The sequence below is a fragment of the Phocaeicola sartorii JCM 17136 = DSM 21941 genome, assembly GCF_054653615.1.
The window spans coordinates 2,076,796-2,091,838 of sequence record NZ_BAAIFW010000005.1; the positions used below are offsets into that span (position 1 = coordinate 2,076,796).

Genomic DNA, 15,043 nt, shown 5'->3' on the forward strand with positions numbered 1-15,043 from the left:
ATTGACTATGAATAAAAAATTGGTTAGCATTATTATGCCTGTTTATCAGGCTGAGAAGTTTTTGTGTGATACGATAAATTCCGTATTAGCGCAGACGTATTCCAATTGGGAATTGATATTGGTTGATGATGGTTCTACAGATTCATCCGGAGAAATATGTGATACTTATGCCCGAAAAGATAATAGGATCAAAGTGGTGCATCAATTGAATGCAGGGCAGGCGTCAGCAAGAAATTCAGGTATGGATTTGGCGAAAGGGGATTATATTGGATTTCTTGACAATGATGATTTCTATTATTCGGATACAGTTCGAATATTGGCAAGTAATATAGAGGATGCAGATGCGGATATTGCGGCAGGTTCTTATGTTGCAAGATATGAAAACGGAAAATTCATTCATAATACTCATAGTGGTGCTGTTAATGTATGGAACAATTATGAAGCTATGAAAGAGTTTTTAATAAGAGAGAGTATGGATATTTATGTCTGGACTAAACTCTATAGGAAAACCTTTTTGGACAAATATCATATCAGATTTGAGGTGGGTAGGTGTGATGAGGATTTTTTATTTAATAGTCAAGCTTTTTTGTATTCCTCCCTTACTGTAATGCAAGATTCGCCTATTTATTTATATACTATTCGTGATGCTTCAACTAGTAGAACTTTTAGGGACCAGCAATTTCTGAAATACCTTGAGGGAACTTTTTATAGAGTAAATGAAATAGAACAAATGGTGGTCAAACATTATTCTTCTTTGGCTTATTTGGCAAAGCGTCAAAAAATATTGTATTTGTTTATGATATTGTCGGTCATAGTGAAACACGATAGGAAAAAATATGCAAATTATTATAATGAAGTGATTACCTACCTTCGGAAAAATAAAAGGCAGATGCTGGCGGAGCGTAAATATTGTGGAATTTCCTTTTTAGGAGCCTTATTAATTATAGTGATGCCATCAATTATTTATTTTTATTTTAAACGTTGGAAAGGATACATTTGTTGAATTTTTCCCATTGTTGTGATTGAAGGTTGTAGCGTTTGATAATGCGTGCGGGATTTCCTACCGTGACACAATAATCGGGTATGTTTTGGGTAACCACACACCCTGCACCGATAAAACAATGTTTGCCGATGGTGATTCCGGGCAGTACAATCACGTTGGCTCCTATGATGGTATGTTCTCCGATATGGATAGGAGAAGTGGTGATACCTTGTTCGATGATGCCTTTAGTGATATCTTGGTAATTGTGATCTAGTCCTATCAGGACTACATTTTGTGAAATATTGACCCCGTTGTCTATCCGGATGGGACCGATGACCGTATTGCTGAGTCCTATCCGGCAATAGTCACCGATTATGATGTCGCCTACGGCATTGTTCAAGCAGGAGAAATCTTCCACTACCGAATATTTTCCCATCTGGAACAGATAGAACGGTGGAAGGTCTTTCCGTACACTGGGATAAATGACTGAGCCCCGGCCTTTTTTTATGTAGAAAGGCTGCCATACGCGTATCCACCAATAGGGGCGTGTCTTTACCGGATGCATGATGAAACCGTGTATCCGTTTTTTCCATTGCGGGTGTTGTTGTAAGTACTCCTTTATATTCATAATTCTATCCATGCTGTGTATGGTTGAACTTCTGTGCCATTCCTTTCAAGTGAAACAAGTTGAGAAGCATAATGATTACAAAATAAGGTGTCTGTCTGAGGATTCTGCTCATATATTTATATCTCATATTGGGCGGAATGGCCAGGTATAATGCACCGTTCAGCAAGATAAGCAAAATCCACCACTTTATGGAAGAAACCGGAGAGAAAATGCAGAGAATACATGAAAAGAATCCGATGAGCCCCAACAGAATGCTGCGGGGGGCGATAAAGGCCTGGAGGGTTTTCAGCAGATAATCTCCGTTTCCCTCCGCTAAGGCCGTGGGGAGGTTGCGTCCCATTTTCAAGGCAAGGAAAAGCTGGGAGGCTATCCAGCGGCGGCGCTGGTTACGCAAGGCGTCCGGTTGCCGGACCTTTTCGTCCAATGTCTCTAATGTGTCTATATATTCAATGTGAATGCCTTGGCGGAGCAGAAGTTCTTCCAGTTCTTTGTCTTCGCCCGTACTATGGGTATGGATGATGTTCCGGACAAACCATCGGAAATCGAAAGCCATTCCGGAGCCGGTAAGGGCAGATGAAAATCCCAGCCGGATGTGTCCCTTGCGGAAGATGGAATTGTTCATCTCTTCGATGGCGGCATCCAATAGGGCTATGTCTGTATTCATATTTTTGGCTTTGCGGTGTGTCTGTATGGCTTTTATTCCCTGTGAAGTTGCCTTGTTCAGTTCTTGAAGATAACAGGGGGAGATCAGATTGTCAGCATCCAGTATGAGGACATAATCGTATGTCTGGTTTGTAATAGTTTCTGCTGCAATGCGCAGGGCTTTTGCCTTGGAACTTTCCTTTTCATGCAGTTCTATCAAGCTGATGCGTTCTTTGCGCAGTGATGCATTGGTTTCGGGACGCATGTGGTCGGATATGACTATCAGGTTATAAAGCTCTGCCGGATAAGTTTGGCGCAGAACGGAAGTGACGCAGGCGTGGATGACCGCATCCTCTTTATAGGCGGGAACGAGGATGATAAAACGTTGCAGGACAGGGGCGTCGGGATATTTTTTTTGTTTGAAGAAATGAGAGGCGGCAGAGAACAGGACTATATACCCCACACTGACGGAAAGGTAGATATATAGTATATATTCCATGATGTGTATAACTTCCGGTATCATGAGTCTTTTATTTTTTCTTTTTCAAAAGTATATTGAATATCATGCCTGCTGCCAAGGAGGGGATAGCTTTCATGGCTTTGTTGAACTTCTTGTCAACCAGATAGTCAGGGATGGCTATAGCCATGACCAATAGAAAAGTTAGGAGTAAGCCCCACCACTTCAGACAGGCGTCCCAACCGAAGTATATGGACAGGCATCCGGATAAGAAGATAATGCCCGATAAGAGAGTGCGGGGAAAGATGAACCACTGTAAAATGCGGTCGGCGTAATCAAAATTTCCACTTAGAATGGCGGCGGGTAAATTACCTATATTGGTGAAAAAAGAATAATATTGGGCTTTGCCCCAATTGTCGTGCCGGGCATGGCGTTTTTTCTCTTCTCCATTTTTTAAGGCATATACATGAGTCTTGTTCAGATATTCTACATACATTCTTTCACGGAGCAACAGGGACTCTATGACTTTTTCATCGTCATCATCTTTTAAATGACCGATATGCTCTTTGAACCAAGTGAAGTCAATGGCTGTCCCCGAGCCGTTCAGTGAGGCGGAAAGTCCCAGGTTGACGTGTCCGGCGCGAAGAATGGAATTGTTGATTTCATCGGATATGGCATATAAAATACTGACATTATCCGGTCTTTCCTGATAGATACGGTGAGTTTGGATGGCGTTGGAGCCGCTGGCATAGGTGTTGTTGATTTCCGCCAGAAAGTTTTTGTCCACTACATTGTCCGCATTCATCATCAAAACGATATCGTATTGTCCCTCTTTCAGTTGTGACATGGCGGCTTTGACAGATTTAGTTTTTGAACTTTTCTTGAATCGTGCTTTTAAAAGAATGATGGGATATTGGGATAATTGCAAGTCTGTTTCCGGTCTCAGATGATCGGAAATGACGATAATGTCAAAGCAGTCTATGGGGTAGTCCTGCTCTAGAAAAGACTTGACGGCATAAAGAATGTGCTCATCATCCTCGTATGCGGGTATCAATATGGCGAAACGATGTTTCACTTTTGATTCGGAATATTTGTCTGTGCGGTTGCTCGTTGCCGCTATGGCATATACCAGCAGGTAAAAAACTGTAAAGGCACATATTGCGAAGAGTAGTAATTCTATGTATTCTAGAAATATCATGGCTGTTTGTCTTTGATTTTAAGTTTGAAAAATGCTTTTGTTCCTTCCCAATGTGCTTTGGCTATGGCTCTCTTTCCTTTTATCAAAGCTGTCAGTATGTTTTTGGGGCATACGATCAGCGTCTGGTACAAGATGGAAACCGGAAGTTTCCAGCCAAAGAGGTTGCGGTAGGCATACAGTAGTCTGTTTCTACTCAGATAATAGTATTTCAACGGGCTTTCTTTTCCGGTGGAGCCGCTGTCTTTGTGCCATATTTCGCAAGCGGGATCGTACCATAATTCGTAACCTTCCATATTGATATAGGTACACCAGTCCAGTTCCTCATAATATAGAAAATAATCTTCGGGCATGAGTCCTGATTTATCTATCATTTCTTTTTTTAGTAACATGGCGGCACCATGCAGATAGGGTGTTCTTCGGGCAGGATAAGAGTCCTTGTTTATTTCTCCTTTGCCTATGGCTCTGTTTCTTAAGGTAATGGGGGAAAGTTGGGTATATCCTGCAAATTGTATGGCGTGTGGTTCTGTATAATCACGTATTAATGGGGAGACACCTGCTGTCTTGTCGGAGGACAGAAGGCGGTTTATCAATAGGGGTATGGTATCCTTGACCATACAAACATCATTGTTCAGCAAGAACAGGTATCTCCCTTTTGCAAGGTTTATGCCCAGATTGTTGCCTCCGGCGAATCCTAAATTCTGTTCACTGCGGACGGCTTGGATAAAAGGATATGTTTTTTGTAGCAAGGCGGCTTCATTGGTGGTGGAACCATTGTCGATGACTATCATTTCGTAACTGACAGAGGATATAGTGGCTACCCACGAGTCAATGAATTCGCAGGTGTCGTGAAAACCGTTATAGTTCACGGTGATGACGGATAGATCAGGCTGTCGGTAGTCCATGTGCTTCTGAGTATTGTTTGTCTAAATAAGGTCCTAAAAAAACAAAGGTGAAACAGGAATAAATCAAGATTCCGTTAGGAAACTGGAAATAAACCATATTGGCGTAAGAAGCTACCAATATGCCTGCACAACCACATAACATACCTGTCAGCGGCCCCCGGATTTCCGGATTTCTGATTTTGAATAAAAGGAGGTAGGAGCCTGATAGGAATAGAATGGCGTGCATGCCCAAAAAAACACACAGTCCCACTATTCCCATTTGTTTCCATACATCTACCAGGCTGGAGTCTGAGGGGCAGATGGAAACGAAATAATATTTGTTATGGGGAGGCACCACTCCGTCTATGGCTCCCATACCTATGCCGAAAGGCATTTCGTCCATATAGGCATTCAACGCTTTCTGATTCTCAAAACGTGTCATCATCGATTGGTCTTCAGTGTCGAAGGCAGTACGCATACGCCGGATCAATTTATTATTTTCTCCGATCTTGGTGTATTTCAACATTCCTACGCCTCCAAAAAGCAGAATGAAGGAAATGACGCCTATTTTCCAATTTTTAGATAGGAACAGAAAGAGCCCCAATCCGGCGATGGGAACTGCTATGGCCGACCGGGTTCCTGATAGTAGCAGACCGTAAAACCCTGCCATACCTGTTATTAGATAGAGTACTCTGAGATATAAATTTTTTGTGTAGAAAAAAGTAAGCGTGAAGACTGTGCAGGATAATCCCATGCTGGCACCGAAAAGCCCCGCATCAGTAAAAAAGGAAAAATAACGGATGCCGGAATGAATAAAGTGGGTACGTGCGCCGTAGGCCCATAACCAGCTTAATTCGGTACTGTCAAAGCCTCTATTCTTTTGCCAATATCCTTTTGCGACAGCCAGTAGGGTCATGATGCTCCATAGCGCTAAAAAGTAATGGATAAAAGTGTAGCGATTGCAGTGTATGGATAGAATAATACAGGTCAGAATAGGGTATAAGGCCCATGGCCTTAAAATACGGAGCCATGCTTCCAGATAGAATTCACCGGTAATGTCATTACCTATGTTGATGATACAGTATAGCAGCCAGATCAATGTGATGCAGGTATAGACATTCAGTATTTTCTTGAAATTATGATTGCTTTGTAGCTGTTTCAGAAGAATAAGGGCCAACATGACACCGTAGAGCAAATCAAAGATATTGGTAATGGCTATAGGGATGGAATGATATCTGTTAATTCCCATTATCAGGTAATTCAGCATAAAGGTGATGACCAGAAGAATGGTGGGTTTGTTTATGCATATAAAAATAAAAAATGCGGCAAAAGGTATGAGTCCTATAACGATCCCTATGGCGGGTTTCATGTTGAGAGCCGTCCATAGGCATAAGAACAGTCCGATCATGAAACTGGCCAGGACCTGGCCTGTATGGGTTATATTTATTCCTTTTGCTATCATTATTTATTTCCTTTTGTGCTCAATGGCGGTCAATCCAAGTTGAAACAGCCTGTATTCCAAATTCTTAAAGTTTGTGTAAGGAGGTAACTGTCCTGTAAAGTCTTCCACCGTATTTCTGTCTGCTTGTGTCAGATAGAAAAGGACGGGCACTTCTTTCTGTTTAACTTGTAACAAATGCTCGTACATTGCTTGATCCGTATTTTTCCAAGTACGGTTGGCACGGACAACCAGCAGGTTGATGGATGCTTCATTTAATAAAGCCGGAGGTAAAGGATTGCTTTTCAGAACAGGGTGTTCGATAAGAAGAATTTCATCTTCTTCCAAATCGGGACATAGTTCTTTCAAGTTGTTTGCCTGTACATACTGGCTGTCTTCACTAAGGAAATCTTCATCGTATGTAATGCGGCGGACATTTAAGCCGATGCTGCTCCAATATTCCTCTATCAGGCGGGCGACATGAGTCTTGCCGTCTTTCTCTTCTGTACTTAACAGATTGATGACTCGCTGTTTCTGTACGCTGAGATAAGGCAATAAAGCGGTGCTGAGTTGCTTGACGGCCATTTCGTTTATGGCTTTATTATAGCGTCTGTATCTTAACTTGCTTTCTTTAGGATATGCGCCGATGACTGTTCCTCCGGTGATTCGTTCTGTCCGGATTTTGTCCCTGAGGGTACGGTCCAGTATTTCGATAATCAGAAAATAACCGATGATGAAAAGTAAAGTACCCAGTATGGATGCAAGTATAATCATACGTGCATTGGTGGGTGAGGAGGTCAGCGGAAACAAGGGCGGGTTCATGATTTTTAATGAAGCCGAGGTCATTTCCAGATTCTTTTGTCGCAAGATGGCTGCATTCAAGGCTCCCATTGTGGACATGTAGTTGCTTTCTACAAAACTGATATGTCTTTCTTTCCGGCCCAAAGTGGCGCCGATGGGGGAGAAATAGAGAAAATCTTCATTTAAATTCTCTCTCATTATATCTCGTGCCTCCATTTGGGCTTTGGTCTTTTCGGCAAGGACTATTTGGTCAAGCCACTGGCTGATGAGGGTTTCGTATGATACATTGTTTGTGCTTGCGGCTTCAGCACTGAGTCTCAGAGCGAGATCATTGATATTTTGTTCGGCATTACTTAAAATGTTTTTTTGTTCTTCCAGCTTCTTCCGGTTCTTTTCGTCCGGAGTGACTTCCATGGTTGAGATCTGAGTATTCAATTGGGACATTTGATGAAGCTTGTCCATAAACTCGTTGTTGGTACGGATCAATTTAGCCACATCACCTAGTTTGTATTCATAAAAATCAATCAACGCCTTGCTGGTGGAGTAATTGACAAGTAAATCATTGTCCATCATCCGGTAAGCGGCGTCCATGCTTGCCACCTGTTTGGTTTGTTCTCCGTAGTTGATGATGCGGTTCTCGATATTGTACTCTATCAAAGAATCCTCGGCGGCGGTCAGCATTTTACCTAGTCTGGCCAGTTCTTCTTGGAAGAATTTGATAACATTATCCGTTTCTCCATAGCGTAATTCATGATACTGCTTGACAAACTCTTCATTCAGTATTTCAAGCGTGTTATAAGCTATTCCCGGGTCGTTGGTACTATAAGCGATCTCAATCATATCGCTGTTTCCCAACCTGGCAACTTTTATATGTTGCGAAAGCAAGGGCACGCTGAAATAAGGATGGGTGTAGTTAAGCAGTTGGTAGATAAAATTATTGATGGACGGGCGTTCGAAAGCTACCAGATTATGATAGGTTTTCTCTTCGTTTTGCTTGTCTATCAATGCCTGTAACTCTCGTGGAATGCCGGAAACCAGCTGCTGGTAATGTATGGCTGAAATATAGCTGGTGTTTCTTTCGGCATCACCGTACACCAAACAGCGGGCAAGCAGTTTCAGAGATACTATTTTCAGCGTGCGCTCTGTCGTGATGATATTCATTAAATTACTCATGTGCACGGTGGCGTTTCTGGTATCGGTGGCATCTACGTTGTATCCGGATATGATTCCTGTAAATATGGTGGTTTTTACATCATACGTTTTTTCCAGGTTCCTGGTAAGGAACCACGCTATGATGCCGGCCATACATGGAAAGAGAACCATCCACCAGCGGATGCGATAGATAAACTTGACTATATATTTAAATAATTCCATGCTTATTTCTTTTTGTCTTTTTTACTTCTTGTTCTCTTCCCCCTCTTGTCTCTGTACCGTTGTTTCTTGCTCCTCCTTTTCTCCTTGTATGGTCAGGATAGGTGTGTGGGAGATTATTTCAAGAGTTAGCAGTTGGTCGTTAATGGTGGAGCGTAGTAAGGCGAAGGCCTGATTGGCGGCAAATTCCTGCTCCTTTGTTTTAGCCACTTCGTTAATAGAGGTACGTCTGTTTCTATATTCCTGTTCTGCAACAGCCGAGGCGCCTTTGTATAAAGCTATATTTTCAGCCGATCTTTGTAATGTCTCAATATTGGACAGGATTTGGACATATAGATGGGCGATCTGTATTTTGAGCGTTTCGTATGCCTCCTGTTTCTTTAATTCTGCAATGTCCACTTGGATTTGCTGGCGCTTAATTCCTCCCCGGAGGTCGAACAGTTTTTCAAAAGGAATACTGATGCCGCCTCCCACATTCCACGATGTCTGCTCTGTGCCTACATACCTGTAAATAAGCGGTGTGTTGACATCCGTATTGCTGGCCACATTGTCGGCTATACCATAAGAAACACTTCCGCCGGCGTTGATAAACCCGAGCCAGTTTTTTTTCTCTTTCGACAATAGCTTTTTTTGCAGTTGTTTCTCCTTTTCCAGAATCTGTAAGCTTGGAGTGCTGCGTGCATTCTCATAAAGGACACTTAACGGAGGCAGCTTTATCTTCGCATAATCCACATTCATATTCCCCAATACATCATCTTGTGTCACAAGGGGGTGTTGCACCGATTGTGTTGGTTGTCCTTCCTGCTGCGCATTTAAGTGATGGATAGAACAACATATACAGATGATAAAAAGACATACTTTACCCATATAATACTTTCCTTTTTATTCCTAAAACAACTAATTTAAACATCTCCTTTCTGGACGAAAGCCGTCAACGTTTTGAACAGGATTTTCATATCCAGGAAAAATGAGAATTCCCTGCCGTATTTCAAATCTAATTCTTTGCGTTCTTTTGCAGATAGTTTACCGGCATCCCCCCGCTTTTCCACCTGCCATAAACCGGTCAGTCCCGCAGGAGCCATGAAGCGTTCGATACTTTCGTCGTTTGTCAGGCGTTCGGCCTCATAGAGTGGGAGAGGGCGGTTGCCCACTACGGACATGTCGCCTTTTAATATATTGATCAGCTGAGGCAGCTCATCCAGACTGTATTTTCGTAAAACACGTCCTACCTTGGTGACACGGGGGTCTTTTTCTATTTTTATAAAAGGACTCTCATCCGATGCATTTTGCATGGAGATGAATTCTTCCTCCGTCATGATGAAATCATCGGAGACCAGCATTCCTCCATCGTCTATAACACCGTCGTCTCCAAACATCAGCCCTCCTAGCTTTTCCATCGAGAATTCTCTGGCAACTTCCGGAGTCTCTTCCGTCCGGTACTGGTTCTGACCGGCAAGGTCTTTCAGCTTTTTATCAGCATCCGCATACATGGAGCGGAATTTTAGAAAATTAAAGATGGTATAGTTTGTCCCCACCCGTTTTGATTTGTAAATGACAGCTCCTTTGCTTTCCAGGCGTATGGCTATGGTAATCGCCAGAAAAACAGGTGACAGGAGGATCAGCGCTATGCTGGAGAAAAGAATGTCGAAGCAACGTTTCCATTTGGGAAGGATGAAGTGCCTCACCTCTTTTTTCTTCCTGTCTCGTGCGTATAGCAATTCCTGCCTTTTATTGACAATCTCTATTTTCTGTCTTAACTGGGGAGTGGTGATATTCCAGCTGACAGTATCGTTTATTCCACTGTTCAGATAGACTTTGCTGGCTTCGGGAGTCAGTCTGTCTGTAATGAGTACGACGTATGCTTGATAGAATTTTTTTCTAAAACTACCGATCTGTTCAATGTCTCCGTTTATCTCTCCTTGTTCGTGGAGGACGATAATATTCTCACGCACCTTCAGCCTGGTACAAATCGTTATGGCATCCCGGTAATTTTGAGCATAAATCATCTGGACATTTTCGAGCTTGCTGAATTTGCGCAAAAAATCTTTGTCCTTTCCTATATAAAGCAGAAAAGTCATGTCGAATTACTCAATAATTTTTTTGATTCTTACTTTTAGTTCCATGGGATTGAAAGGTTTGACTATATAGTCATTCGCACCTTCTTGCAACAGACGTATGCGCTCTGTGGTACTATCTTCGCTGCTTAGCATGACCACTGGAATTTGTTTGAATAGCTGATTGGATTTTATCCATTCCAGAAACTCGTCTCCACGCATTTCGGGCATACGGATATCCGATATGATTAAATCCGGTATATTGCCTTCCTGAAGCCATTTTACTCCTTCGATGCCATTCGGTAACCAAATACAATCATAATCACTGGCCAGATAGATTGAAAGGACTTTCGCAATTGCTATTTTGTCGTCCAACACTAAAATTTTTTTTCTCATAGAGTCGTCTTTAGATTTTAATGGGCAAAAGTAAAGAAAATTATTGGTAACAAACAACTTTGTTCTATTAATTTTTCTGCGTAAAGATTGCTTTTTTTTAACCAAGTGTCCGAAATGAGGGACTGAATGGAATAAAAGTCCTTTGGGGAAAGGAAAAAAAGAAGACGGAAAAGGTTTCTTATAGTATATATTGTAGTATATATGATAAGTGTAAGGTGTCATATTGTATAATAGAAGATATTTATTATATTGAAAAATAATGTTTTAGAACATAATAAAAAAGTATATTTTGTTTTCTATAATTCAAAAAATAGTGTTTATCTTTGCTGCCGGAAATGATAAAAGCCATACTGTTATGTCGGAAATAAACCAGACGATTAATTTACATGTATCTGTGGACTGTGTGCTGATTGGTTTTGATGGAGAGCAGTTCCGTGTCCTGTTGGTGAGACAGGTGGGAAAACAGTCCGAGGACGGATATAATAATATGAAGTTGCCGGGTAGCCTTATCTATGATGATGAGGACTTGGACGAGGCGGCCAAGCGGGTGTTGAACGAACTGACCGGACTGAAAAATGTGAAGTTGACCCAGTTTAAGGCGTATGGTTCGAAAGACCGTACCCGTAACCCCAAGGATGTGTTGTGGCTGGAACGCTTTCATCGTTTGGACGAGAAGAAGATAGACCGCATTGTGACTATCGCTTATCTGACACTGGTGAAGATTGATAAACGGTTCGAACAGCTCTCTGATAAATACGATGCATGCTGGACGCCTGTAGCTGAGGTGAAAAGCCTGGCATTCGACCATTTTCAGATTTTGCAGGATGCATTGGTGCATATACGTCATTATGTAGAGTACGCTCCTGCCGTAATGTTCGACTTGCTTCCCCGGAAGTTTACGGCAGCCCAGTTGCGGACAGTTTATCAGTTGATTTATGATAAGGTGTTTGACGTAAGGAATTTCCATAAGAAGATAGCATTGATGCCATACGTCGTTCCTTTGGAGGAAAGGCAGGTGGGTGTGTGCCACAGGGCGGCGCGCTTCTACAAGTTCGACCGCTCCATCTATAATAAGTCGGGAACGAAGTGATAACAGACAGATAACTTTAGCCTTGTTGTGATTGCTGTAAAATTATTCCGCCTTGTCATTCCGGACGTTGCGGGAGAGTCTGTAAATGCTTTTGGATTCTTCACCGGTCTTTCCTTGAAATGATAATGCTGATATAGGCATCGGGACAGAGACTATTATTTTTTAATTCTTAATTTTCAATTCAAATGTACCTATTAGGTTATGATATCGGCAGTTCGTCCGTAAAAGCGAGTTTGGTAAATGCAGAGACCGGAAAATGTGTTTCTTCTGCATTCTTCCCTAAAACAGAGGCTGCTATTATGGCTGCACGCCCCGGATGGGCTGAGCAGGATCCGCAAAATTGGTGGGAAAATCTGAAATTGTCAACTCAGGCTGTCATGGCCGGGAGTGGGGTCGGTCCGGATGGAATTGCCGCAATCGGTATCTCTTATCAGATGCACGGGCTGGTTTGTGTGGATAAGGAGCAGAACGTGTTACGTCCGGCTATTATATGGTGTGACTCACGGGCGGTTCCATACGGTCAGAAAGCGTTTGAAGCATTGGGAGAGACACAGTGTCTATCTCATCTGCTGAACTCTCCGGGGAATTTTACCGCTTCCAAACTGGCATGGATTAAAGAGAATGAGCCTGCTGTGTACGAACGTATTTATAAAATAATGCTGCCCGGCGATTATATCGCTATGAAACTGACCGGGAATATTTGTACCACAGTGTCTGGTTTGTCCGAAGGAATGTTCTGGGATTTTCAGGCAAATGATGTCGCAGGCTTCTTGATGGATTATTATGGATTCGACCGTTCGCTGATAGCTGATATCAAACCGACTTTTGGCGAGCAGGGACGTGTAAATGCATGGGCTGCCAAAGAATTAGGCCTGAAAGAAGGAATTCCTGTAACCTATCGTGCCGGAGATCAGCCTAATAATGCTTTGTCGCTCAATGTGTTCAATCCGGGAGAGATCGCTTCTACGGCAGGAACGTCGGGGGTGGTATATGGTGTGAACGGTGAGGTGAATTATGATCCGAAATCACGGGTGAATACATTCGCTCATGTAAATCATACCGCAGAGCAGACCCGTCTGGGAGTACTGCTGTGTATCAATGGCACCGGCATCTTGAATTCGTGGGTGAAACGTAATGTGGCCCCCGAAGGTATTTCTTACAGTGATATGAACAGGCTGGCGGCACAGGCCCCTATCGGCAGTGCCGGAGTAAGCATCCTTCCTTTTGGTAACGGAGCGGAGCGTATGCTGGAAAACAAAGAGACGGGGTGCTCTATCTGTGGAGTTAATTTTAACCTGCATGGAAAGCAGCATATTGTTCGTGCCGCACAGGAAGGAATCGTGTTCTCGTTTAAATATGGCATTGATATCATGGAGCGGATGGGTATTCCTGTGCAGAAGATTCATGCCGGACATGCCAATATGTTCCTCAGTCCTATCTTCCGCGAGACATTGGCGGGGGTGACAGGAGCTGTGATCGAACTGTATGACACGGACGGATCGGTGGGCGCCGCCAAGGGTGCCGGCATAGGTGCGGGTGTTTATAAAGATAACAATGAGGCGTTTGCCACATTGGAAAAACTGGAAGTGATAGAGCCTGATGTGGCACAGCGCACTGCTTATGATGATGCGTATGCCCGCTGGAAGTCCAACCTGGAGAAGGCGATGGCCGCCTTTTAAGGGGCTCCGGATAGAGGAAAGGTTATCGCTTGCGTGTAGAATAAAATAGATATTAGATAAATTAGAACAAGTTATTAAAACAAGTAAAAAATTATGGCTACAAAAGAGTATTTTCCCGGTATAGGAAAAATTAAATTTGAAGGTAAGGAAAGTAAGAACCCGATGGCGTTCCGTTACTATGATGCTGAAAAAGTAATTAACGGAAAGAAGATGAAAGACTGGTTGAAGTTTGCTATGGCATGGTGGCATACCTTGTGCGCCGAAGGCGGTGACCAGTTTGGTGGCGGAACAAAGAAATTCCCTTGGAACGGTGATGCCGATAAGGTGCAGGCTGCCAAGAATAAGATGGATGCCGGTTTTGAATTCATGCAGAAGATGGGAATCGAATATTATTGTTTCCATGATGTGGACTTGTGCGAGGAAGCCGATACAATAGAGGAATATGAAGCGAATCTGAAAGAGATAGTTGCTTATGCCAAACAGAAACAGGCTGAAACCGGAATCAAATTGTTATGGGGTACGGCAAATGTTTTCGGTCATGCGCGCTATATGAACGGTGCTGCTACAAATCCCGAATTTGATGTGGTTGCCCGTGCAGCGGTCCAGATAAAGAACGCTATTGACGCTACCATCGAACTGGGTGGTTCCAATTACGTGTTCTGGGGCGGACGTGAAGGGTATATGTCTTTGTTGAATACGGATCAGAAGCGTGAGAAAGAACACTTGGCTCAGATGTTGACCATTGCCCGCGATTATGCCCGGAGCAAAGGATTTACAGGCACTTTCCTGATTGAACCCAAACCGATGGAGCCGACTAAGCATCAATATGATGTGGATACCGAAACAGTGGTAGGGTTCTTGAAAGCCCACGGCCTGGACAAGGATTTCAAAGTGAACATTGAGGTGAATCATGCTACTTTGGCTGGTCATACATTTGAACATGAACTGGCCGTTGCGGTAGATAACGGTATGTTGGGATCTATTGACGCCAATCGTGGCGATTATCAGAACGGATGGGATACAGACCAGTTCCCTATCGACAATTACGAACTGACCCAGGCCATGATGCAGATTATCCGCAACGGCGGTTTGGGCAATGGCGGTACCAACTTTGATGCCAAGACACGTCGTAACTCTACTGATCTGGAAGATATTTTTATCGCCCATATTGCAGGTATGGACGCTATGGCGCGTGCATTGGAAAGTGCTGCTGCTCTGCTTAATGAATCTCCATACTGCAAGATGTTGTCAGACCGCTATGCTTCATTCGACAGTGGCAAAGGCAAGGAATTTGAAGAAGGCAAGCTGACATTGGAAGAAGTAGTGGCTTATGCTAAGCAAAATGGTGAGCCCAAGCAGGTAAGCGGCAAGCAGGAACTGTACGAAGCTATTGTAAATATGTATTGCTGATCCGTCCGAACTGGCA

At 43.1% G+C, this 15,043-nt stretch carries 13 protein-coding genes; 4 read left to right on the forward strand and 9 right to left on the reverse strand.

Annotated features, from left to right (window positions below; all coding sequences use genetic code 11):
* Positions 1-7: 7 nt before the first annotated feature.
* Positions 8-1,003 (forward strand): glycosyltransferase family 2 protein, encoded by a 996-nt coding sequence (locus ACYQ0C_RS08685; protein WP_081642403.1) that lies wholly within the window; start codon positions 8-10, stop codon positions 1,001-1,003.
* Here the strand turns inward: ACYQ0C_RS08685 and ACYQ0C_RS08690 are convergent.
* The 9 genes from ACYQ0C_RS08690 to ACYQ0C_RS08730 are packed head-to-tail and all read right to left on the reverse strand — an operon-like array spanning position 975 to position 10,848.
* Complete coding sequence (locus tag ACYQ0C_RS08690) at positions 975-1,610, reverse strand: acyltransferase (RefSeq protein WP_016276397.1); 636 nt, start codon at positions 1,608-1,610, stop codon at positions 975-977. The two genes, ACYQ0C_RS08685 and ACYQ0C_RS08690, sit on opposite strands and share 29 nt — an antisense overlap.
* 4 nt (positions 1,611-1,614) lie before the next feature.
* Entirely contained in the window at positions 1,615-2,775 is a 1,161-nt protein-coding gene (locus ACYQ0C_RS08695) for a glycosyltransferase family 2 protein (RefSeq protein ID WP_016276398.1), read from the reverse strand.
* A 7-nt stretch (positions 2,776-2,782) separates the two neighbouring features.
* A complete protein-coding gene (locus tag ACYQ0C_RS08700) occupies positions 2,783-3,907 on the reverse strand; it encodes a glycosyltransferase (protein ID WP_016276399.1) in 1,125 nt (374 codons plus the stop codon).
* Complete coding sequence (locus ACYQ0C_RS08705) at positions 3,904-4,809, reverse strand: glycosyltransferase family 2 protein (RefSeq protein ID WP_016276400.1); 906 nt, start codon at positions 4,807-4,809, stop codon at positions 3,904-3,906. Before ACYQ0C_RS08705 ends, ACYQ0C_RS08700 begins: the two co-directional genes overlap by 4 nt.
* Positions 4,790-6,250, reverse strand: a complete 1,461-nt coding sequence (locus ACYQ0C_RS08710; RefSeq protein ID WP_016276401.1) for an O-antigen ligase family protein — start codon at positions 6,248-6,250, stop codon at positions 4,790-4,792. Before ACYQ0C_RS08710 ends, ACYQ0C_RS08705 begins: the two co-directional genes overlap by 20 nt.
* 3 nt (positions 6,251-6,253) lie before the next feature.
* A complete protein-coding gene (locus tag ACYQ0C_RS08715) occupies positions 6,254-8,401 on the reverse strand; it encodes a GumC family protein (protein ID WP_016276402.1) in 2,148 nt (715 codons plus the stop codon).
* A 21-nt stretch (positions 8,402-8,422) separates the two neighbouring features.
* Positions 8,423-9,265, reverse strand: a complete 843-nt coding sequence (locus ACYQ0C_RS08720; RefSeq protein WP_016276403.1) for a TolC family protein — start codon at positions 9,263-9,265, stop codon at positions 8,423-8,425.
* Positions 9,266-9,300: 35 nt separating this feature from the next.
* On the reverse strand, positions 9,301-10,476 hold the full coding sequence (locus tag ACYQ0C_RS08725; protein WP_016276404.1) for a sugar transferase: 1,176 nt from the start codon (positions 10,474-10,476) through the stop codon (positions 9,301-9,303).
* Positions 10,477-10,482: 6 nt separating this feature from the next.
* A complete protein-coding gene (locus ACYQ0C_RS08730) occupies positions 10,483-10,848 on the reverse strand; it encodes a response regulator transcription factor (protein ID WP_016276405.1) in 366 nt (121 codons plus the stop codon).
* A gap of 355 nt (positions 10,849-11,203) precedes the next feature.
* Between ACYQ0C_RS08730 and ACYQ0C_RS08735 the strand changes: the two genes are divergently transcribed.
* From ACYQ0C_RS08735 to xylA, 3 genes are all read left to right on the forward strand, one after another.
* Positions 11,204-11,938 (forward strand): NUDIX hydrolase, encoded by a 735-nt coding sequence (locus ACYQ0C_RS08735; protein WP_025019453.1) that lies wholly within the window; start codon positions 11,204-11,206, stop codon positions 11,936-11,938.
* 185 nt (positions 11,939-12,123) lie between these two features.
* Positions 12,124-13,617 (forward strand): xylulokinase, encoded by a 1,494-nt coding sequence (locus ACYQ0C_RS08740; RefSeq protein ID WP_016276407.1) that lies wholly within the window; start codon positions 12,124-12,126, stop codon positions 13,615-13,617.
* 93 nt (positions 13,618-13,710) lie between these two features.
* A complete protein-coding gene (gene xylA, locus ACYQ0C_RS08745) occupies positions 13,711-15,027 on the forward strand; it encodes a xylose isomerase (protein ID WP_016276408.1) in 1,317 nt (438 codons plus the stop codon).
* Positions 15,028-15,043: the final 16 nt, after the last annotated feature.

Coding starts and splice junctions, on each gene's coding strand:
- ACYQ0C_RS08685 (WP_081642403.1), top strand. CDS start 8: ATGAATAAAAAATTGGTTAGCATTATTATGCCTGTTTATCAGGCTGAG.
- ACYQ0C_RS08690 (WP_016276397.1), bottom strand. CDS start 1,610: ATGAATATAAAGGAGTACTTACAACAACACCCGCAATGGAAAAAACGG.
- ACYQ0C_RS08695 (WP_016276398.1), bottom strand. CDS start 2,775: ATGATACCGGAAGTTATACACATCATGGAATATATACTATATATCTAC.
- ACYQ0C_RS08700 (WP_016276399.1), bottom strand. CDS start 3,907: ATGATATTTCTAGAATACATAGAATTACTACTCTTCGCAATATGTGCC.
- ACYQ0C_RS08705 (WP_016276400.1), bottom strand. CDS start 4,809: ATGGACTACCGACAGCCTGATCTATCCGTCATCACCGTGAACTATAAC.
- ACYQ0C_RS08710 (WP_016276401.1), bottom strand. CDS start 6,250: ATGATAGCAAAAGGAATAAATATAACCCATACAGGCCAGGTCCTGGCC.
- ACYQ0C_RS08715 (WP_016276402.1), bottom strand. CDS start 8,401: ATGGAATTATTTAAATATATAGTCAAGTTTATCTATCGCATCCGCTGG.
- ACYQ0C_RS08720 (WP_016276403.1), bottom strand. CDS start 9,265: ATGGGTAAAGTATGTCTTTTTATCATCTGTATATGTTGTTCTATCCAT.
- ACYQ0C_RS08725 (WP_016276404.1), bottom strand. CDS start 10,476: ATGACTTTTCTGCTTTATATAGGAAAGGACAAAGATTTTTTGCGCAAA.
- ACYQ0C_RS08730 (WP_016276405.1), bottom strand. CDS start 10,848: ATGAGAAAAAAAATTTTAGTGTTGGACGACAAAATAGCAATTGCGAAA.
- ACYQ0C_RS08735 (WP_025019453.1), top strand. CDS start 11,204: ATGTCGGAAATAAACCAGACGATTAATTTACATGTATCTGTGGACTGT.
- ACYQ0C_RS08740 (WP_016276407.1), top strand. CDS start 12,124: ATGTACCTATTAGGTTATGATATCGGCAGTTCGTCCGTAAAAGCGAGT.
- xylA (WP_016276408.1), top strand. CDS start 13,711: ATGGCTACAAAAGAGTATTTTCCCGGTATAGGAAAAATTAAATTTGAA.